This window comes from Azospirillum tabaci, from assembly GCF_014596085.1.
In the GTDB taxonomy this organism is placed as follows: domain Bacteria; phylum Pseudomonadota; class Alphaproteobacteria; order Azospirillales; family Azospirillaceae; genus Azospirillum; species Azospirillum tabaci.
In genome coordinates, this window is sequence record NZ_JACCJY010000004.1 from 161,026 (window position 1) to 180,435 (window position 19,410).

Annotated in this window: 18 protein-coding genes and 1 riboswitch; of the genes, 11 read left to right on the forward strand and 7 right to left on the reverse strand. The window is 70.0% G+C overall.

Going from position 1 to position 19,410, the window contains the following annotated elements; all coding sequences use genetic code 11:
• Nucleotides 1–170 precede the first annotated feature (170 nt).
• Together H0B54_RS07590 and H0B54_RS07595 are read left to right on the forward strand one after the other, a co-directional pair.
• Entirely contained in the window at nucleotides 171–1,283 is a 1,113-nt protein-coding gene (locus H0B54_RS07590; RefSeq protein ID WP_094301335.1) for an ABC transporter substrate-binding protein, read from the forward strand.
• A 212-nt stretch (nucleotides 1,284–1,495) separates the two neighbouring features.
• Nucleotides 1,496–1,897, forward strand: coding sequence for a hypothetical protein (locus H0B54_RS07595; RefSeq protein WP_188259842.1), 402 nt, complete (start codon nucleotides 1,496–1,498; stop codon nucleotides 1,895–1,897).
• A gap of 66 nt (nucleotides 1,898–1,963) precedes the next feature.
• Here H0B54_RS07595 and H0B54_RS07600 read toward each other — a convergent pair whose 3' ends face one another.
• Nucleotides 1,964–2,896 (reverse strand): replication protein RepA, encoded by a 933-nt coding sequence (locus tag H0B54_RS07600; protein ID WP_014238998.1) that lies wholly within the window; start codon nucleotides 2,894–2,896, stop codon nucleotides 1,964–1,966.
• A gap of 663 nt (nucleotides 2,897–3,559) precedes the next feature.
• On the opposite strand from H0B54_RS07600, the gene H0B54_RS07605 reads away from it, so the two are divergent.
• On the forward strand, nucleotides 3,560–4,138 hold the full coding sequence (locus tag H0B54_RS07605; RefSeq protein WP_188259843.1) for a phosphatase PAP2 family protein: 579 nt from the start codon (nucleotides 3,560–3,562) through the stop codon (nucleotides 4,136–4,138).
• Between the two features lie 10 nt (nucleotides 4,139–4,148).
• Here the strand turns inward: H0B54_RS07605 and H0B54_RS07610 are convergent, their stop codons facing one another.
• On the reverse strand, nucleotides 4,149–6,950 hold the full coding sequence (locus H0B54_RS07610; RefSeq protein WP_188259844.1) for a [protein-PII] uridylyltransferase: 2,802 nt from the start codon (nucleotides 6,948–6,950) through the stop codon (nucleotides 4,149–4,151).
• 238 nt (nucleotides 6,951–7,188) lie between these two features.
• Here H0B54_RS07610 and H0B54_RS07615 point away from each other — a divergent pair, with 238 nt between their 5' ends.
• Nucleotides 7,189–7,509, forward strand: coding sequence for a hypothetical protein (locus H0B54_RS07615; protein ID WP_094301331.1), 321 nt, complete (start codon nucleotides 7,189–7,191; stop codon nucleotides 7,507–7,509).
• 22 nt (nucleotides 7,510–7,531) lie between these two features.
• Here the strand turns inward: H0B54_RS07615 and H0B54_RS07620 are convergent, their stop codons facing one another.
• Nucleotides 7,532–8,068, reverse strand: a complete 537-nt coding sequence (locus H0B54_RS07620) for a hypothetical protein (RefSeq protein ID WP_172428283.1) — start codon at nucleotides 8,066–8,068, stop codon at nucleotides 7,532–7,534.
• 210 nt (nucleotides 8,069–8,278) lie between these two features.
• Here H0B54_RS07620 and mutS point away from each other — a divergent pair, with 210 nt between their 5' ends.
• Nucleotides 8,279–10,921 carry a DNA mismatch repair protein MutS gene (gene mutS / locus H0B54_RS07625; RefSeq protein WP_188259918.1) on the forward strand — a complete coding sequence of 881 codons (2,643 nt, stop codon included), beginning with the start codon at nucleotides 8,279–8,281 and terminating at the stop codon, nucleotides 10,919–10,921.
• A gap of 198 nt (nucleotides 10,922–11,119) precedes the next feature.
• Here the strand turns inward: mutS and H0B54_RS07630 are convergent, their stop codons facing one another.
• The gene (locus H0B54_RS07630) at nucleotides 11,120–11,302 is read right to left on the reverse strand and encodes a hypothetical protein (RefSeq protein WP_188259845.1); all 183 of its coding nucleotides are present in this window, start codon (nucleotides 11,300–11,302) and stop codon (nucleotides 11,120–11,122) included.
• A 76-nt stretch (nucleotides 11,303–11,378) separates the two neighbouring features.
• Nucleotides 11,379–11,906 carry an STAS domain-containing protein gene (locus H0B54_RS07635; RefSeq protein ID WP_188259846.1) on the reverse strand — a complete coding sequence of 176 codons (528 nt, stop codon included), beginning with the start codon at nucleotides 11,904–11,906 and terminating at the stop codon, nucleotides 11,379–11,381.
• A gap of 128 nt (nucleotides 11,907–12,034) precedes the next feature.
• Nucleotides 12,035–12,114: riboswitch (SAM riboswitch) on the forward strand.
• A gap of 76 nt (nucleotides 12,115–12,190) precedes the next feature.
• Here H0B54_RS07635 and metZ point away from each other — a divergent pair.
• Nucleotides 12,191–13,399: an O-succinylhomoserine sulfhydrylase gene (gene metZ, locus H0B54_RS07640; RefSeq protein ID WP_188259847.1), complete on the forward strand. Its 1,209-nt coding sequence runs from the start codon at nucleotides 12,191–12,193 to the stop codon at nucleotides 13,397–13,399.
• Nucleotides 13,400–13,510: 111 nt separating this feature from the next.
• Nucleotides 13,511–14,026, forward strand: coding sequence for a phasin family protein (locus H0B54_RS07645; protein ID WP_094301327.1), 516 nt, complete (start codon nucleotides 13,511–13,513; stop codon nucleotides 14,024–14,026).
• 93 nt (nucleotides 14,027–14,119) lie between these two features.
• On the opposite strand, the gene H0B54_RS07650 is transcribed toward H0B54_RS07645, so the two are convergent.
• Nucleotides 14,120–15,310, reverse strand: a complete 1,191-nt coding sequence (locus H0B54_RS07650; RefSeq protein ID WP_188259848.1) for a penicillin-binding protein activator — start codon at nucleotides 15,308–15,310, stop codon at nucleotides 14,120–14,122.
• On the opposite strand from H0B54_RS07650, the gene rsmI reads away from it, so the two are divergent.
• From rsmI to gshB, 4 genes are read left to right on the forward strand one after another with little or no spacing between them, the layout of a single operon-like run.
• Entirely contained in the window at nucleotides 15,304–16,245 is a 942-nt protein-coding gene (rsmI, locus tag H0B54_RS07655) for a 16S rRNA (cytidine(1402)-2'-O)-methyltransferase (RefSeq protein ID WP_425490021.1), read from the forward strand. The two genes, H0B54_RS07650 and rsmI, sit on opposite strands and share 7 nt — an antisense overlap.
• Nucleotides 16,242–16,610: a YraN family protein gene (locus tag H0B54_RS07660; protein WP_059399012.1), complete on the forward strand. Its 369-nt coding sequence runs from the start codon at nucleotides 16,242–16,244 to the stop codon at nucleotides 16,608–16,610. The genes rsmI and H0B54_RS07660 overlap by 4 nt, the downstream gene beginning before the upstream one ends.
• A 33-nt stretch (nucleotides 16,611–16,643) precedes the next feature.
• Entirely contained in the window at nucleotides 16,644–17,477 is an 834-nt protein-coding gene (locus H0B54_RS07665; RefSeq protein ID WP_188259850.1) for a transglutaminase family protein, read from the forward strand.
• A 35-nt stretch (nucleotides 17,478–17,512) separates the two neighbouring features.
• Nucleotides 17,513–18,469, forward strand: coding sequence for a glutathione synthase (gene gshB, locus H0B54_RS07670; RefSeq protein ID WP_188259851.1), 957 nt, complete (start codon nucleotides 17,513–17,515; stop codon nucleotides 18,467–18,469).
• Nucleotides 18,470–18,503: 34 nt separating this feature from the next.
• On the opposite strand, the gene H0B54_RS07675 is transcribed toward gshB, so the two are convergent.
• Nucleotides 18,504–19,397, reverse strand: coding sequence for an SDR family oxidoreductase (locus H0B54_RS07675; protein WP_188259852.1), 894 nt, complete (start codon nucleotides 19,395–19,397; stop codon nucleotides 18,504–18,506).
• Between the last annotated feature and the right edge of the window lie 13 nt (nucleotides 19,398–19,410).

Genomic DNA, 19,410 nt, shown 5'->3' on the forward strand with positions numbered 1-19,410 from the left:
CCATCCCGAAGGCCGTGTCATGCGCCGGGCGTGCGGCAGCCCGTGCCTGTTTGCCCATTGCGCCGAACCCGCCCCTTTGCTTGTTTGCCTGTTTCGGAGGCAGCGTCCGCGGTCTCCGACCCGAAAGCGTTCGATAAAAAGAACCTGTTCCCGGAGAGAGGAATCCACCCATGATCCGTGCGAAGCTGGCTGTGACCGCCGCCGCCGTCGCCCTGGGGACCGGCCTGTGGGCCGGGGCCGCCCAGGCCGACATCACCATCGCGCTGGCCGGCCCGATGACCGGCGCCGCCGCCGCCTATGGCGAGCAGACCCGCGCCGGCGTCGAGGCCGCCGTGGCCGACATCAACGCCAAGGGCGGGCTGCTGGGGCAGAAGCTGGTCCTGACCATCGCCGACGACGCCTGCGACGCCAAGCAGGCGGTGGCCGCCGCCAACAAGCTGGTGAGCCAGAACGTCGCCGCGGTGATCGGCCATGTCTGCTCCGGCGCCTCCATCGCCGCCTCCAACGTCTATGGCGAGGAGGGGATCGTGATGATCTCCCCCACCGCGACCAGCCCGCAGCTCACCGACCGCGGCCTGAAGAACGTCTTCCGCGTCTGCGGCCGCGACGACCAGCAGGGCGAGGTGGCGGCCAAGCTGATCGCCGACCGCTACAAGGGCAAGAAGGTCGCCATCGTCCACGACAAGCAGGCCTACGGCCAGGGCCTCGCCGACGACGTGAAGCGCCGCCTGAACGCCGCCGGCATCACCGAGGCCGCCTTCACCAGCATCACCGCCGGCGAGAAGGACTATTCCGCCCTCGTCACCCGGCTGAAGTCGGACGGGGTGGACGTGCTCTATTACGGCGGCTACGACCAGGAGCTGGGGCTGATCGCCCGTCAGGCGGCCGATCAGCAGTTCCGCCCGCAGATCATCGGCGCCGACGGCATCCAGCCGCAGTCCTACTGGAACATCGCGGGCGACACGGCGGAAGGCACGCTGTTCACCTTCTCGCCCGACCCGCAGCGCAACCCCGCCGCCAAGCCGGTGGTGGAGGCCCTGCAGGCCAAGAACATCCGGACCGACGGCTTCACGCTGTTCGCCTACGCCGCGGTGCAGACCTACGCCGAGGCCGTGCAGAAGGCCAACAGCGCCAAGTCCGCCGATGTGGCGAAGGCGCTGCGCGCCGGCCCGTCCTTCGACACGGTGGTCGGTTCGCTGTCCTTCGACGACAAGGGCGATCTGAAGCAGCCGGGCTATGTGTTCTGGGCCTGGAAGAACGGCGAGAAGGTTCAGGTGGACTGAGTCCATCCGGCCGATTCGCAGGAAAGGAAGGCGGGGCCGCTGTGCCCCGCCTTTTTTCTGTCTGCTTGATTCCTGGCCCGCCTGATTCTCGATGGTCGGCGATTGCCAAGAGCCGGCGCGAACCTTTTTCCCCGTTCCGGTGTTTGCGCTGGGGTAACCACACACCGTCACGAACACCGCCACCAACAGCGCCATTGGGCAGGGAGGCCGCGATGCATCGCCACGCCGGACGCCGTTCGCGCAATCGCAGGACCGCCGGGATCATCCTGTGCGCCGGCCTACTCGGTCTCGGCGCCTGCGCCTCGATGGGGCCGCCGCGCACCGCGGAGCCGGCGCCCGGAGCTGTGGAGGCGCTGGACGGCATGGTGAAAGGCTCCTGCAACCGTGCCGTCGCATCGGTCCTGGCCGGGGAGGGGATTCCGGTGGGGCAGTTCCGGACCGCGCTCTACAGCGAGTCGCGCACCGGGCCGAGCTCGCGGGTGTCGCAGTACGAGATGTGGCTCTATCCGCGCGACAAGGCCGGCGTCCTCATCGTCAAGACGGACGAGACCTGCCGCCCGATGGAGATCTACACGCGGGAAGGCGGCAACCTGCAGGCCTTCAAGGCGGGGTAGGCAAGCCGTTGGCAATCGCCGACTCCGGCTCCGATTCCGGGGCCGGACGGCTTGGCAATCGCCGACTTACCCGCGCGCGGCGGGGAGGATCTTGCGTTCCGGAATCGGCGGGGGCGACGGGTAGAGCAGCACCCCGGTGTCGGAGAATTCCACCCGTGCCGCCTCGTAGACGGCCAGCGCCAGATCGAGCGCCACGCGGAACTCCGGCTTGAAGTGCTTCAACTCCTTGTAGCCGCCGCCGAATTGGGTGAAGAGCGCCTTCCAGGTCACCGGAATCGGGTCGCGCAGCACGTGCAGCCGGTAGGCCAGCCAGACATAGACGTCGATCGCCATGGAACAGCCGCCGATGTGGCGGATCGCCGGCTCCCAGATCGGGACGGGGGAGCGCTTCAGCGCGGCGAAGAAGGTTTCCGACAGCTGCACCGTCTCGCGCCACAGCGTGCCCTGGCCGTCGTCGTCGCGCAGGCGGATGCCGCCGTTGACGATGTTCTCCTTGGCGAAGCCCTCCGCCCCGTCCTTGTCCCAGAAGAAGGTCAGGCGGCACAGGTTGATGCGGGTCGCCTGCTCCTGCACCGCCTTGTAGGTGGAGCCGCCCGCCGAGACGCCCATGCGGTCGAGCCAGTCGTTCATCGAGCGGCCAAGCTCGATCTCGCGGCTGTTGTCCTGGATCGCGCGGGTCTGGAGATAGAGCAGGATCAGCCGCGCCTTGGCGCCGTAGGGGACGCCGACCGGCATCAGGCTGCCGTCGCGCTTGCGCTCCTTGCCCGGTTCGACCAGCAGGGTGACGCGGCCCTGGTCGCGGCGCCATTCGGCGTCCGGCGCCAGCTTCCGGTGGGGCAGGCTGGTCAGGCAGAAGCCGGAATAGGTGATGCCCAGCGCGTTGGACTCGTCCTCCAGCACCGCCGCCGCGACATCGACGACGCTGGCGCGCTTCGGGTCCACGAGGTTCCGCGCCTCGCGCCGGCCATGCGTCATGATGAGTTGGTGCACGTCGCCCATAGGTCCCCCCGTCCATTCTGCCTGCAGTCGACCATGCACCGCCGGGAGAGTCCATTTGGCGATCGCCGACGAGGCTAATTGAGACCTAATTGCTGGAGTCTATTTGCTAGGTCGGCGATTGCCTGGGGACGACTCGGGGGTGCGTCGGCGATTGCCAGAAGACTCGTCGGCGTTCGCCAAGGGACCTTGTGGGAATCATCGGTGACTCGGGACGACTCGGGCATTGGTCGGCGATTGCCAAGGCGGGGTGGAGTGGGCGAGTCGCGACTCGGGATTTCATGGGATGGTCTTGCCGATGTCTGGGCCGGCGGTCGGCGATTGCCAAGGCCGGCGGGGCGGACCGGTTTGGCAATCGCCGACTCCTCCCTCTCCCGACCCGGGAGAGGGAAGGGGCCCACGCGCAGCGTGGGAAGGGTGAGGGTGCGGGCAAGGATCGGCTCGTTGATCCTCGAACGACCCTCACCCGGCGCTTTCAGCGCCACCCTCTCCCGGGGCGGGAGAGGGATTGTGTGGCCGATGTTGGCATGGTCGGCGATTGCCAAGGCGGCCCCCCTCATGCCGGGCACCCCTGCCTTGCGGGACCATGCAGGCACGAAACGCCAGCGCGGCTGTTTTACGCTTGGCCTCCGCGGCGACGGGGGCGTGCTTTGGGAGATCCGCGACATGAGCGACGAGGGCTTCACGGACCGCGTGCTTGACGGCGTGAACGGGCTGGATGGCACCGCCCGCCGCAAGGCCGTCGCCCTGGGCGCGGAGGTGCCGGCCCTGCGCGACGGGCTCCAGGTGCCCAGCTCCCGCATGGTGCTGATGCCGGCGCTGGGCGCGCTGTGGGCCGCCGGGCTCGGCATGGAGAAGCCGGGCTGGTCGCGCCTCGCCCGGCAGGGGTTGCTCGCCATCGCGCTGGGGACGGTGGCCGGCAAGGGGATCAAGCGTGTCGTCTGCCGCGCCCGCCCGAACGAGGGCCGCGACCCCCGCCGCTGGGGCAAGGCGGACGGCAAGCACGCCTCCTTTCCCTCCGGCCACGCCATCAACGTGTCGGCGCTGACCACGGCGGTCGGGCTGAACCGCGGCCTCTCCCCGGCGACCATGGTCAGCCTGGGCTTCGCCGCGGCGGTGGGCTGGTCGAGCCTCGCCACCGAACGGCACTGGGCGTCCGACTACGCCGCCGGCATGGCGACCGGCGTGCTGGCCGGTCTGGCCGCCAAGGCGCTGGACGGCTGGGCGGAGGACCAGCTGTCCTAAGAGGCGAGCGTCACCCCGCCGGATCGGCGAGCGCGTGCAGCAGCCGTTCGCGGATCTGGGCCAGCTTGCTCTCGTGGGTGACCTTCAGGCCGAAAACGTCCTTCACATAGAAGACGTCGATGGCCTTCTCCCCGTAGGTGGAGATCTTCGCCGACGAGATCTGCAGCGTCAGATTGGTCAGCGCGCGGGTCAGGTCGTAGAGCAGGCCGGGGCGGTCGCGCCCGTTCACCTCGATTACCGTGTGGGTGGTGGAGGCGTTGTTGTCGATCAGCACGCGCGGCGGCACGTGGAAGACGCGGGTGCGGCTGGCGTGCGGGGCCTTGCGCTTGGTCAGGTCGTGCAGCGGCTTCAACTGGCCGGACAGCACCTTCTCGATCATCACCGACAGCTTGGCGAGCTTGTCACCGCTCTCGAAGGCACCGCCGCCCGCCGCGTCCTGCACGGTGAAGACGTCGAGCGCCATGCCGTTGGTCATGGTGAAGATTCGGGCGTCCACGATGTCCGCCCCCGCCGCCGCCAGAGCCCCGGCGAGACGGGAGAACAGGCCGTGGTGGTCGGTGGCGAAGATCGTCACCTCGGTGATCGCCCGGCCGCGGTCGATGCGCGTGTTGACGGTCAGCGGGCGTTCGTCGCGCAGCGCCTCGCGGACCAGCCGCGCCTGCCGGCCCAGCGTCTCCGCGTCGAAGGCCAGCCAGTAGGCGGGATAGCCGAGTGCAAGATGCCGGTCGAAATCGGCGTCGTCGAAGTCGGACAGCTCGGCCCGCAGCGCCGCCTGGGCGGCCTGGATGCGGCGCCCGCGCCCTTCGACCGACAGGCCGCCGGACATCACCTCCTCCGAGCGGTTGTACAGCTCGCGCAGCAGCGTGGCTTTCCAATTGTTCCAGCGCTGCGGCCCGACCGCCCGGATGTCCGCCACCGTCAGCACCAGCAGAAGCCGCAGCCGCTCCGGCGACTGGACGAGCGAGACGAAGTCGCGCACCGTCTTGTCGTCCTCCAGGTCGCGCTTGAAGGCGGTGTAGGACATGGCGAGGTGCCAGCGCACCAGCCAGGCCACCGTCTCCGTCTCCTCCGCCGTCAGGCCGAGGCGCGGGCACAGCTTCTCCGCCACCCGCGCGCCGAGGATGGAATGGTCGCCGCCGCGGCCCTTGGCGATGTCGTGCAGCAGCACGGCGACGTAGAGCGCGCGCCGCGACACCACCTTGTGGATCACCTCCGACGACAGCGGCAGCTCGTCGGTCAGCTCGCCCATCTCGATCTTGTGCAGGATGCCGAGAGCGAACAGCGTGTGCTCGTCCACCGTGTAGACGTGGTACATGTCGTACTGCATCTGCGCGACCACCCGACCGAAGTCGGGGATGAAGCGGGCCAGCACACCGGCTTCGTTCATGCGGCGGAGCGTGATCTCCGGGTCCTTCCGGCCGGTCAGGATCTCCAAGAACAGCCGGTTGGCCTCCAGGTCGGCGCGCAGCTTCGGCCCCACCACCGACAGCGAGCGCGTGATGGCGCGCAGCGCGTTTGGGTGGATGTCGATGTCGTTCTGCTGGGCGGTGTGGAACAGCCGGATCATGTCCAGCGGCTCGTCCTTGAACTGGCGGTCGCTGCGGACGTTCAGCCGCTCGCCGTCCACCACGAAGCCGTCCACGTCCTTGCGGCGGGCGAGTGCTGCCAGCCGCAGGATGTTGAACTTGGGCGGGCGCTTCGATTCCGCCTCCAGCGCCGCGCAGAAGATGCGGGTCAGGTCGCCGACGTCCTTGGCGACCAGGAAGTAATGTTTCATGAAGCGTTCCACGCCCTTGGTCCCGGCGTGGTCGGTGTAGCCCATGCGGTTGCCGATCGACGTCTGCACGTCGAAGGTCAGCCGGTCCTCCATGCGCCCGGTCAGGTAGTGCAGGTGGCAGCGCGCGGTCCACAGGAAGTTCTGCGCCTTGGCGAAGCGCTGCGCCTCCTCCGGCAGCAGCACCTTCTTGCCGACCAGATCGTCGACGTCCTCCACCCGGTACAGGTACTTGGCGATCCAGAACAGGGTCTGCAGGTCGCGCAGGCCGCCCTTGCCGTCTTTCAGGTTGGGTTCCAGCACATAGCGGCTGTCGCCCAGCTTCAGGTGGCGGTTGTCGCGCTCGGCCAGCTTGGCCTCGACGAACTCCGGTCCGGTGCCGGCCACCACCTCGCGGTCGAAGCGGCGGCGCAGCTCGGTGAACAGCTTGCGCGGACCCCAGAGGTAGCGGGATTCCAGAATGGCGGTGCGGATGGTGACGTCGGCCTTGGACTGGCGGATGCAGTCGTCGACGCTGCGCACCGCGTGGCCGACCTTCAGCCCGAGGTCCCACAGGATGTAGAGCATGTACTCCACCACCTGCTCCACCCGCGGGGTGCGCTTGTAGGGCAGCAGGAACAGCAGGTCGATGTCGGAGAAGGGCGCCAGCTCGCCCCGGCCGTAGCCGCCGGTGGCCACGATGTCGAACACCTCGCCGGAGGTCGGGTTGGGGGTTGGGAAGATGTGGGTGACCGTGAGGTCGGCCAGCGAGCGCACCACCCCGTCGGCGAGGTAGCAGTTCTGCCTCACGCAGTCCTCGCCCGATCCCTTGGCCTCGAAGCGGGCGCGCACCTCCGCCCGTCCGTCGTTCAGCGCGCCGCGCAGCCGGGCGATCAGGGCGGGGCGCAGCTTGTCGCCGGTCCCATGCTCCGCCACCAGCGTCTCCAGGTCCTCCGCCAGCTTGCGCCGGGACAGGATCGCGCGCTTGTTGGGGATGTTGGCGACGCCGGCGTCCTTGGCGTCGGACGCGTCGGCTGAGGCGGCGCGGGTGGAGAGCATCGGCAAAACGTGAGCCTTCCCAGGAATGCGAGGGGTGCGACAAACCGTGCGGCGTCCCGACTATAACGGGAAAGACGATAATTCGCACGCGGCACACCAAAAGAGGCTGCCGTCTGTTTCCTGCATGATCCCGTTGGGGGCGCCGCAATGACGGCAATGCTGTGACGGCCGTCACTGACGCGCTCCATTCCAAAGAGGTAAGGAGTCACCAGTGAGACACGCGCGAGGGAGGCCATTGATGATCCCGAACCCCGGAACGGCACGGCGGGAGCTGGCGAACCTCGGGAACGCCCTGACCCTGGCGGAGCGCGGCCTGCCGCGTCACACCCCGGCCGAGCTGATGGCCTGGCTGGTGCACGCCCTGGCGCTGTGCCCGGGCTCCATCGGCGACGCGCTTCTGTTCGAGATCTGCGGCACCGCCACCGACGCCAGGGCTTCCGACGCCGTCAAGATCGCCCAGATCCGCAAGGGCTGGGCCGCCGTGGTGAGGGCGCAATTCCGCCTGCGCGGCCTGACCGTCGTCGGCGGCGGAGGCGAATGGCGCGCCCGCGCCGCCTGACGAACGGCGTTTCCTTCTCCGCTTACTCCTCGCGCACCGACAGGTGGATGTTGGCGCCGCCGTTGCGCTCCAGGATGTCCGCGGCCTCCACCTCGTCCTCGACGTCGGCGGCGCGCACCCACAGGATGACGCCGCCGGCCTCCAGCGCGCGGCCGAACTCGTCCGTGTCGGGGTGGCTGGTCAGCTCGTCCAGGTAATCCTTGATGGCGACACCGCCCAGCCCGGCGGCGACGATGGCCGCCAGCGGCGCGGCGATGGGACCGCCGACGATGGCGAGAAGCCCGGCGGTGGTCAGGGGGAAGGCGTATTTCAGCTCGCCCACCAGACCGGTCAGGGCCTCGTCCGACGGGGCCTGCGGGCGCTGGTCGGCGGCCTCCAGCGAGGTGTGGCTGGCCAGCACCGACAGGTCGTCGCGGTCGAAACCGGCGTCCAGAAGGGCGGCCACGGCCTTGTCGAACGCCTCGCGGGTCTTGAACAGGGCGACGACCTCGCGCACCTCCCGGACGGTGTCCTGGCCATCGGTGATCCGGCCATCGGTGTTGTCGGGCGCTTGCGTCACGGCGGTCTCCTTCAGCTTCGGCTTGCTCGTTCTGCTTGCTCGTTCTACGGGCATCGAACAGTCTAACGAAGCGGTCATCGCGGCACCAGCGCGGGCGTGCTAGGGTGCCGGCCCGACCTTGCCCGTCACAACGCAACCGGTTGAAGACCCGTGTCCGACGCGCCCGCCGCCACTTCGCCCGCCGCCATCATTCCTCCCGACGCCACCCCGATGATGGCGCAGTATCTGGAGATCAAGCAGGCCCATCCCGACTGCCTGCTGTTCTACCGGATGGGCGATTTCTACGAGATGTTCTTCGAGGACGCGGTGAACGCCGCCCGGACGCTGGACATCGCGCTGACCAAGCGCGGTCAGCATCTGGGCGAGGACATCCCGATGTGCGGCGTCCCGGTCCACAGCCACGAATCCTACCTGCAGCGCCTGATCCGCCAGGGCTTCCGCGTCGCCATCTGCGAGCAGATGGAGGACCCGGCGGAGGCCAAGAAGCGCGGCTCCAAGTCGGTGGTGAAGCGCGGCGTCATCCGCATCGTCACCCCCGGCACGCTGACCGAGGACAGCCTGCTCGACTCCCGCGCCTCCAACTGGCTGGCCGCGGTGGCGGAAGCGGCGGGCGGCCTCGGGCTGGCCTGGCTGGAGCTGTCCACCGGCGAGCTGGTCGTGCAGCCGGTGGAGCGCGCCGGGCTGGGCGCCGCCCTCGGCCGCCTCGACCCGCAGGAGGTGCTGGTCTCCGAGAAGCTGTGCCAGAGCCCGGACCTCTACGAGCTGTGGGGCGAATGGAAGTCCCGCCTGACCGTGCAGCCGACCCCGCGCTTCGACAGCGAGAACGGGCGGCAGCGGCTGCTCGCCCTCTACGGCGTCGGCACGCTGGACGCCTACGGCCAGTTCTCCCGCGCCGAGGTGGCGGCGGCCGGCGCTCTGGTCGCCTATGTGGAGCTGACGCAGAAGGGCCGCGTGCCGCGCCTGTCGCCGCCGCGCCGGCTCGGCCCCGGCGCCGTCATGGAGATCGACGCGGCGACCCGCCGCAACCTGGAGCTGACCCGCACCCTGACCGGCGAACGGCGCGGCAGCCTGCTCGCCACCATCGACCGCACGGTGACCGGGGCGGGGGCGCGCCTGCTCGCCGCCCAGCTCTCGGCGCCGCTGACCAACCCCGCGGCCATCGCCAAGCGGCTGGACATGGTCGAATTCGCGCTGAACGAGGAGCGGCTGCGTGCCGACCTGCGCGAGGCGCTGCGCCGCTGCCCGGATCTGGAGCGCGCCCTGTCCCGCCTGACGCTGGGGCGCGGCGGCCCGCGCGATCTCGCGGCCGTGCGCGACGGTCTGGTCCAGGCCTCGGCCATCCGCCTGCTGCTCAACGGCCATCCCGGCGGCCCGCTGCCCGACGGGCTGGGCGCCGTGGCCAAGGGGCTGGGCGAGCACAGCGAGCTGGTCAATCAGTTGACGCAGGCGTTGGCGCCGGAGCTGCCGCTGCTCGCCCGCGACGGCGGCTTCATCGCGCGCGACTATTCCTACGCGCTTGATGAGCTGGTGACTCTGCGCGACGAGAGCCGGCGGCTGATCGCCGGGCTCCAGGTCAAATACGCCGGCATCGCCGGGGTGCCGGCGCTGAAGATCAAGCACAACAACGTGCTCGGCTACCACATCGAGGTGACGGCGACCCACGCGGACAAGCTGATGTCCGAGAAGGGGCGCGAGGTCTTCATGCACCGCCAGACCATGGCGAACGCCGTGCGCTTCGGCACGGTCGAGCTGTCGGACCTGGAGCGCCGCATCTCCGAGGCGGCCGACAAGGCGCTGGCCGTGGAGCTGGAGCTGTTCAACGACCTCGTGGAGGAGGTGACCAGCCGCGCCGAGGCCATCGCCCAGGCCGCCCACGCGCTGGCCGCGCTGGACGTCGCCGCCTCGCTGGGGGAGCTGGCGGCGGAGCGGCGCTACAGCCGGCCGGTGGTGGACGGCAGCCTCGCCTTCTCGATCAAAGGCGGGCGGCACCCGGTGGTGGAGGCGGTGCTCGACGCCGGCAACGCCGGTCCCTTCGTCGCCAACGACTGCGACCTCGCCCCGGACAACCGGCTGTGGCTGCTGACCGGCCCGAACATGGCGGGTAAGTCCACCTTCCTGCGCCAGAACGCGCTGATCGCCGTGCTGGCCCAGATGGGCAGCTTCGTGCCGGTGGAGAGCGCGCACATCGGGGTGGTGGACCGGCTCTACAGCCGCGTGGGTGCCGCCGACGATCTGGCGCGGGGCCGCTCGACCTTCATGGTGGAGATGGTGGAGACCGCCGCCATCCTGAACCAGTCCGGCGACCGCGCGCTGGTCATCCTGGACGAGATCGGGCGCGGCACCGCGACCTTCGATGGCCTGTCCATCGCCTGGGCCTGCGTGGAGCATCTGCACGACGTCAACCGCTGCCGCGCGCTGTTCGCCACCCACTACCACGAGCTGACCATGCTGGCCGGCAAGCTGCCGGGCCTGTCCTGCCACACCATGCGCATCAAGGAATGGCAGGGCGACGTGGTGTTCCTGCACGAGGTGACGGCGGGGGCGGCGGACCGCAGCTACGGCATCCATGTGGCGAAGCTGGCCGGCCTGCCCGGCGCCGTGGTGGGCCGCGCCGAGGAGGTGCTGACCATCCTGGAATCGGGCGACCAGAACGCCGCCATCCACCGTCTGGCCGAGGATCTGCCGCTGTTCAGCGCCGCCCTGAAGCGCCCCCCGCCGGCCCCGGCGGCGTCCCCCGCCGCCCCGCCGGAGCCGTCGCGGGTGGAGGAGGCGCTGAAGTCCATCGACCCGGACAGCCTGACACCGCGGCAGGCGCTCGACGAGTTGTACCGTCTGCGGGGATTGCTCTCTTAAACGGAAGTCATCTTCCCTCTCCCGCCCCGGGAGAGGGAAGGGGCCCGCGCGAAGCGTGGGAAGGGTGAGGGTGCTGCCGAGGATTGGTGCGCTGATCCTCGTGCGACCCTCACCCGCCCGCTGCGCGGGCACCCTCTCCCGGGGCGGGAGAGGGTCGAGATGCCAAATGCCGTGGCTTTGGCTCAAACCAGGTTAGAATTACGCCCGTTCCACCGCGTCCTCGTCCAACGGGGCGCCGCGGTCGCGGATAGGGGTGACGTGACGCTGCGCGTGGCGCAGTTTCTCCTCCACCGCCTCGTTCACGAACTGGTCGAGCGAACGGCCCTCCCGCGCGGCGGCCTTGGACGCTTCGGATTCCAGCGACTTGTGCAGATGAACCATTCGGTGCCTCCCCCAACGCGGAACGGGATCTGTCGAAAGCTTCAGATGGGAAGCCCGCGCCAGCCCTGCGAGCGGCCTATCCGGAAGCGCCGTCCCGGTCGGGAGCATCCCTGTTGGATTCGTCCGGCGGCACGACCGCGGGCGGCAGGACCGGCTTGGCGTGAAGCGCGCGGGCGGCGACGGCCAACGGGTCCTCGTCCGGCGCGCAGGGGTGGGTGGCGGCCAGCAGGGCCTCGGGCACGCTGGCGGCGAGGTAGTCGGCCACCGTCTCGTGCACCGGGATGATCATGGCGATGCGGGTCAGGTCCACCACCTTGCGCACCTGCCCGGAGGCGCAGAGCAGGGACAGCGCCTTGCCCGCCGTCAGGGCCTCGCCGTTCATCACCAGCAGCAGGCCGATGCCGGCGCTGTCGATGAACTCCAGCCCGGTCAGGTCGAGGAGGTGGCGGCGCTCCGTCCCATTCTTCACGTCGGCGATGGCCTGCCGCACCGGGCCGGCGTCCTGGCTGGTGAAGCGCCCGGTGAGCACCAGACGGGTGAAATGCCGCTCCTGCTCCTTGCGATACTGCACGGCCCGCACCCCTTCCTGACGTCCGGCGTGCATGATCCGGTGCCGGGCACAGGCTGGGCAAGCGGGCGGCGGCATCGGGTGCTGCGCGATGTTGACGCAGGGCGTCCCCTTTTTGTCACGGGCTGCTTGTCCCTTGACGGCGCGCCGCGGCGGTCCTAAAAGCGAGGGCACGTGGTGATTTGGTCGACCGGCTTGCGGGCCACGTAAAACAACCCGCTAAAAAGGTCCGAGCCGCGTCCGCGCCTCGACCCGATCGGTCGGGGCGTTTTTTGTTTTGCCGGTCTGCCCCGCCGGCGGACAGAGGAGACAAAGCGGCCATGGCGCGCACCGATCATCGCAATCCGAACGTCGCGGGGCTTCGCCCGCGCTCCCGTCTGGTCCATGGCGGCGTCCGCCGCTCGTCCTTCGACGAGACCTGCGAGGCGCTCTACCAGACCTCCGGCTTCGTCTACGGCTCGGCGGAGGAGGCGGAGAGCGCCTTCGTCAACGACGGCTCCCGCCACGTCTATTCGCGCTTCCGCAACCCGACCACGGCGATGTTCGAGGACCGGCTGTGCGAGTACGAGGGGGCGGCCTGGGCCTACGCCACGACCAGCGGCATGGCCGCGGTGCACGGCGCCCTGTGGTCGAACCTGCGCACCGGCGACCGCATCGTGGCGCCGCGCTCGCTGTTCATCTCCTGCTACTGGGTGATCAAGGAGTTGTCGGCCCGCTTCGGGGTCGAGGCGGTCTTCGTCGACGGCACCGACCTGTCCCAGTGGGAGGAGGCGCTGGCCAAGCCGACCAAGGTCGTCTTCCTGGAGACGCCCAGCAACCCGGGGCTGGAGGTCGTCGACCTGCGCGCCGTCAGCGATCTGGCCCACAAGGCCGGGGCCAAGGTGGTGGTGGACAACGCCTTCGCCACGCCGGTGCTGCAGCGCCCGTTCGAGATGGGGGCCGATGTCGTCGTTTACTCGGCGACCAAGCACATCGACGGCCAGGGCCGCTGTCTGGGTGGCATCATCCTGACCAGCGACAAGCAGTACGGGTCGGAGGTGATCCACCCCTATCTGCGCCACACCGGCCCGACCATCTCGCCCTTCAACGCCTGGCTTCTGCTGAAGGGGCTGGAGACGCTGGAGCTGCGCGTGTCGGCGCAGAGCGCGTCGGCCCTGACGGTGGCGGAGTTCCTGGAAGGCCACGCGAAGGTGGAGCGGGTGCTCTATCCGGGCCTGCCCAGCCACCCGCAGCACGATCTCGTCCGCAGCCAGATGACCGGCGGCGGCACCATGCTGTCGATCTTCCTGAAGGGCGGCAAGGAGGAGGCCTTCCGCGCCTTGAACGATCTGCGGATGGTGATGATCTCCAACAACCTGGGCGACTCCAAGAGCCTGGTCACCCACCCCGACACCACCACCCATTCCAAGCTGTCGGTGGAGGAGAAGGCGGCGGCGAACATCCGTCCGAACCTGCTCCGCCTGTCCGTCGGGCTGGAGGACGCCCAGGACATCGTTGAAGATCTCGACCGCGCGCTCGCTTCCCTGTAAAGACTGGGCCCGGAACCAAATGCTGCAGTGCAGCGTTGGCGTCCGGGTCACGGTTTTTTTGGCCCGGCCGGGGCTTTTGGTCCGGTCGGGCCCTTTGGTGAGGTGGAGCGAATGGCGAGACGCAAGGCCGGCAACGGCGAACCGACGCAACGCTTTCTGACGGTGGCGGGCGATCTGACCCGGACCGGCGTCAAGACGGGCGAGATGGGGGTGGCGGCGGCCCAGACGATCGGCTACCGCACCGCGATGATGGCGGCGGCGATGAACAACCCCATCGACCTCGCCAACCCGGAGTTTGTCCGCATGGGCTCCGAGAAGGTGGAGGCGATGGTGGAGGCCACCCACGCCGTCGCCAAGGGCATCGAGGAAATGCAGCAGGCCTGGATGACCCTGATGCAGGGCCAGCTTCAGGCCGCCATGGTGGTGGTGACCGGCCTCGGCCAGTGCCGCACCCCCGCCGACCTGATGGAGTTGCAGCGCCGCACCGTCACCGAGCAGGTGGAGGCCGGCATCCACGCCGCGCTCTACATGGTGGAGTCGGCGACGGCCCTGACCCAGGCCGGCATGACCCCGGCCTACCGCACCGTCCGCGCCAACGCCCGCCGTCTGGCGAAGCTGCACGGATAAGTTCGCGGTTCACCACGGAGGCACAAAGACACGAACTCCTTCGTGCTTTTGTGCCCTTGTGGTTAAGAACTTTCCTGTTTCAGCGCTTTGCGATCACTGCCCCAGCACTTCGAAGCTGGACGGGGCGGGATCGAGCACGCGGGGGCCGCTCGGGGAGACCTCCAGCACGGCCAGACCGCGCTCCACGACGCCGTCGGCGCGCAGGCGGAAGATGCCGTCCATGCCTTCGAAGCCGTTGGGGTTGTTCAGCGCCGCGCGGTCGAAGCGGCCCGACGCGTCCGGCATCTTGGCCAGCACCGCGGCGATGGCCGTGGCGTCGTAGGACAGGGTGGCGATGCGCGGCGGCTTGCGCCCATAGGTCCTTTCGAAGCGCGCCTCGAAGTCGGCGCGGCTCTGCGGGGCCGGGGCGGCGAACCAGGCGCCGGCCAGGGCGGGTTCCTGGCCCAGGCCGGGCTCGTCCCAAAGGCCGGTGCCGAGCAGCTTGACCTGCTGGGTGTTCAGCCCGTTGGCCGACAGCGCCGACGCCAGACCCTGGGCGCGCGGCCCGCCTTCGGCCAGCATGACCGCCTGCGGCTGCACGCCGGCCTGGGTCACCTGCCGCGCCGGCTGGGCGAGGTCGGTCACCGCCGGGTCGTAGCGCTCGACCTGCGCCACCTGCCCGCCGAACTGGCGCGAGGCGGCCTGCACGGCGTTGACCACGGCGTCGCCGTAAGCGGTGCGCGGGGCCAGCGCGACGTAGCGCGTGGCACCGCGCGAGCGGGCGAAGCCGATCACGCGGGTGACCTGATCGGCGGGCACGAAGCCCAGCACATAGGTGCCGTTGCCGGCCTGGGTCCAGTCGTTGGTGAAGGCCAGAACGTCCACGCCCGCGGACTGGGCGACCGGCTTCACCGCCGCCACGTCGGCGGCGAACAGCGGGCCGAGGATCAGGCTCGCCCCCTCGGCGATCGCCTGCCGCGCCGCGTCGGCGGCGCCGGTGGGCGTGCCCTTGGTGTCGCGGGGCAGCAGCTCGAAGCGGTCGCCGGCCAGATCGAACAGCGCCATCTGCGCCGACTCCAGCATAGCCTGCCCGATGGCGGCGCTGGACCCGGACAGCGGCAGCAGGATCGCCACCTTCAAGGTCTGCGGGGCGGCCGGAACGGCGGCGACGGGCGCTTGCGGCGCTTGAGTCGGTGGCGCCGGGGCCTTTACAGTCGAGCAGGCCGAAAGCGTGCCGACAACCAACAGGGCGGCGGCAGCCCGCTGCCCCCAAGCGCGCGAGAAAGGTGTCGTCAAGCGTGCCACCAACGATCTCCACATCCGGTCCGGCGCCCGAGCCCGTTTCCGGGCCCGGCGTCTCTGGTGACGCTGAAGGTAGCGAGCCGAGGGCCGCAAGTAAACTCGGCGCCGGCCTTTATGTGGTCGCCACCCCCATCGGCAACGCCGCCGACATCACGCTGCGCGCGCTCGACACGCTGCGCCGCGCCGACGCCATCGCCTGCGAGGACACGCGGGTGACGGCGAAGCTGATGGGCATCCATGGCATCCACACGCCCTTCGTCTCCTATCATGAACACAACGCGGCGAAGATGCGTCCGGTCCTCATCGGCCGCATGAAAGCGGGCGAATCCATCGCGCTGGTCACCGACGCCGGCACGCCGCTGGTCTCCGACCCCGGCTACAAGCTGGTGCGGGAGTGCGTGGCGGAGGGGGTGGCGGTCACCACGCTGCCCGGCGCCTCCGCCCCGCTGGTGGCGCTGGTGCTGTCCGGCCTGCCGACCGACCGCTTCCTGTTCGCCGGCTTCCTGCCCAACAAGAGCAGCGCGCGCCGCGCCGCCGCCGGGGAGCTGAAGGGCGTCCCCGCCACGCTGGTCTTCTTCGAGTCGCCGCAGCGCCTGCCCGAGTCGCTGGCCGACCTCGCCGACATCCTCGGCGCGCGGGAGGCCGCGGTGGCGCGGGAACTGACCAAGCTCTACGAGGAGGTGCGGCGCGGCACCCTGCCGGAGCTGGCCGCCCATTACGCCGAGGCCGGCCCGCCGAAGGGTGAGGTCGTGCTGGTCATCGGCCCGCCCGGCGAGGAGGCCACCCCGACCGAGGCCGACGTCGACGCCCTGCTGCGCGAGGCGCTGACCCGCCTGTCGGTCCGCGACGCCGCCGCCGACGTGGCCGCCCGCACCGGCCAGAACAAGCGGACCGTCTACGCCCGCGCGCTGGAGCTGTCGCGGGAGGGGAAACCATGAGCGCGCCGGGCGCGCTGCGCCGCCGGGCCGAGAATTACGGCCGCTACGCCGAGCAGCTCTGCCGGCTGGCGCTGCGGCTGAAGGGTTACCGCATCCTGGAAAGCCGCCTGCGCACACCCATGGGAGAGATCGACATCGTGGCCCGGCGGGGCGACACTCTGGCGATCGTCGAGGTCAAGGCCCGCGGCGACTGGGACACCGCGAACGAGGCGGTCAACGCCCGCCAGCGGGGCCGTCTCGCCCGCGCCGCCCACGCCTATCTGGGGGCCAACCCCCACTATGCCGGCTATGTCTTGCGCTTCGACGTCATGCTCGTTACCCCTTGGTCCTGGCCGCGCCACGTCCCGGACGCGTGGCGGGCCTGACGCGAAGGCTGATGAAGAGGAAGGACGCCGCCCGTGACCAGCCGCGCCGAGGCCCGTGACATCCTGCGCCGCGTGGGGCAGCAGCCGGACGAGCAGATCGATCTGGCCGAAGCCGCCCTGGCGCTGGGCGCGCTGGAGGTGCCGGGCGCCGCGCTGGCCGACTACCGCCGTCACCTCGCCGACATCGCCCACGATCTGGCGGAGCGCGTCTCGCCCACCCTCGACGGGCTGGAGGCCCGCATCTCCTGGCTGCACGAGGTCATCGTGGAGCGGCACGGCTACGCCGGTGACCAGGAAACCTACGACGATCTGCAGAACGCCAACCTGCTCCGCGTCATCGACCGCCGCCGCGGCCTGCCGGTGGCGCTGGGCATCCTGTACCTGCACGCCGCCCGCTCGCAGGGCTGGACGATGCTGGGGCTGAACTTCCCCGGCCATTTCCTGGTGCGGCTGGAGGCCGACGGCGCCCGCGCCATCCTCGACCCCTTCAACGAGGGGCAGGTGCGCACCGCCGTGGACCTGCGCGACCTGCTGAAGGCCACCGCCGGCAGCGCCGCGGAGCTGGAGCCCGGCCATTACCAGACGGTGTCCAACCGCGAGATTCTGCTGCGCCTCCAGAACAACATCAAGCTGCGCCACCTCTCCGCCCGCGACGTGCCGCGCGCGCTGGAGGTGCTGGAGGCGATGCGGCTGTTCGCGCCGGGCGAGGCGTCGCTGTGGCGGGAGACCGGCCTTCTGGAGGCCCACAACGGCAACCTCGCCGCCGCCATCGCCGCGCTGGAAAGCTTCCTGGAGCTGACCGCCAGCGAACGGCATCGCCATCAGGTCGCCGCGCTGATCCAGCAGCTCAAGAACCAACTGAACTGACCCCACTTCAAAAGCCCGTTTCGGAGACCCGCAGGATGAGCCTCGCCGTCGCCTTCCAGATGGACCCCATCGAGTCCATCAACATCGACACCGACTCGAGCTTCATGATGGCGCTTGAGGCGCAGAAGCGCGGGCACACGCTCTACCACTACCACCCGCGCGACCTCAGCCTGACCGGCAACGTGCTGACCGCGCGCGTGCGCGAGATGACCGTGGTCCGCCAGAAGGGCGCCCACTACACGCTGGGCGAGCCGCGGATCGTCGATCTGTCGACCATGGACGTGGTGCTGATGCGCCAGGACCCGCCCTTCGACATGGCCTACATCACCGCCACCCACATGCTGGAGCACATCCAGCCCAAGGTGCTGGTGCTGAACGACCCGGCGGAGGTGCGCAACGCGCCGGAGAAGCTGTTCGTCACCCATTTCCCCGACCTGATGCCGCCGACGCTGATCACCAGCGACAAGCAGGCCGTCCTCGACTTCCGGGCGCAGCACAAGGACATCATCGTCAAGCCGCTGTTCGGCAACGGCGGGGCCGGCGTCTTCCACCTGAAGCCGGACGACGAAAACCTGGGCTCGCTGCTGGAGCTGTTCACCCAGCTCTACCGCGAGCCGGTGATCGTGCAGAAGTATCTGCCGGAGATCCGCCAGGGCGACAAGCGCATCATCCTGATCGACGGCGAGCCCGCCGGCGCCGTCAGCCGCATGCCCCAGGAGGGCGAGGCCCGCGCCAACTTCCACGCCGGCGGCAGCGCCAAGAAGACGGAGCTGACCCTGCGCGAGCAGGAGATCTGCAAGGCCATCGGCCCGGTGCTGCGCGCGAAGGGTCTGGTCTTCGTCGGGATCGACGTGATCGGCGACTACATGACCGAGATCAACGTGACCTCGCCCACCGGCATCCAGGAGATCAACCGACTCGACGGGTCGGCGCTGGAGGCCACCCTGTGGGACGCCATCGAGCGCCGCCACCGCGAGAACAAGGGGGCCTGAGAGCCGAAGCCCCTAGCAATCCCCCGCCGGCCGGTCACTCGGTGAAGTAGCCGGGCTGGCCAAGGTCGGCGACGAGGCCGGTCTCGCGCGGCTCCCACCCCAGCAGGGCGCGGGTGTGGGCGCTGGAGGTCGGGCAATCGATGCCGGCGAAGAAGGCGAACCACCCGAAATGGGCGGCCGCCTCGTCCGGCGTCTTCGAGACCACCGGCAGGCCCAGCCGCGCGCCGATGGCTTCGGCAACGCGGCGCAGCGGCACGCCCTCCTCGGCGATGGCGTGGAACGGGCCGCCCTGCGCCCCGGCCTCCAGGGCCAGCCGGTACAGCCGCGCCGCATCCCGGCGGTGCACCGCCGCCCAGCGGTTCCCACCGTCGCCGATGTAGGCCGAGACTTCCGTCCTACGGGCGATGTCGTGCAGGATGCGCGCGAAGCCATGGTCGCCCACGCCATGGGTCGAGGGCGGCAGGCGTATGACGCCGACCCGGATGCCGCGGGCGGCCAGTTCCGCGGCGGCGACTTCGGTGCGGCGGGGCAGGGCGTCGGTCGGCGGCCGGTGCGGATCGCTCTCCACCGCCACCGGCCCGCGCGCGGCCACGACCGCGCCGGCCGTCACCAGCAGAGGGCGGTCGCTGCCCTCCAGCGCCTCGCCCAGCGCCAGGATCGCCTGATGGTCCTCCCGACAGTTGTCGACGAAGCGCGAAAAGTCATGGTTGAAGGCGGTGTGGATCACGCCGTCGGCCGCGGAGGCCCCGGCGCGCAGGCTCTCCAGGTCGTCGAGGGAGCCGCGGTGGACCTCCGCCCCGACCGCTGCCAGGGCCGCCGCCGAAGCGTCGGAGCGGGCGAGGCCGAGAACGTGGTGCCCGTTGGCGAGGAGGTCCTGAACGATGGCCGAACCGACGAAGCCGGTGGCACCGGTGACGAAGACACGCATGGGGAAACCTCTT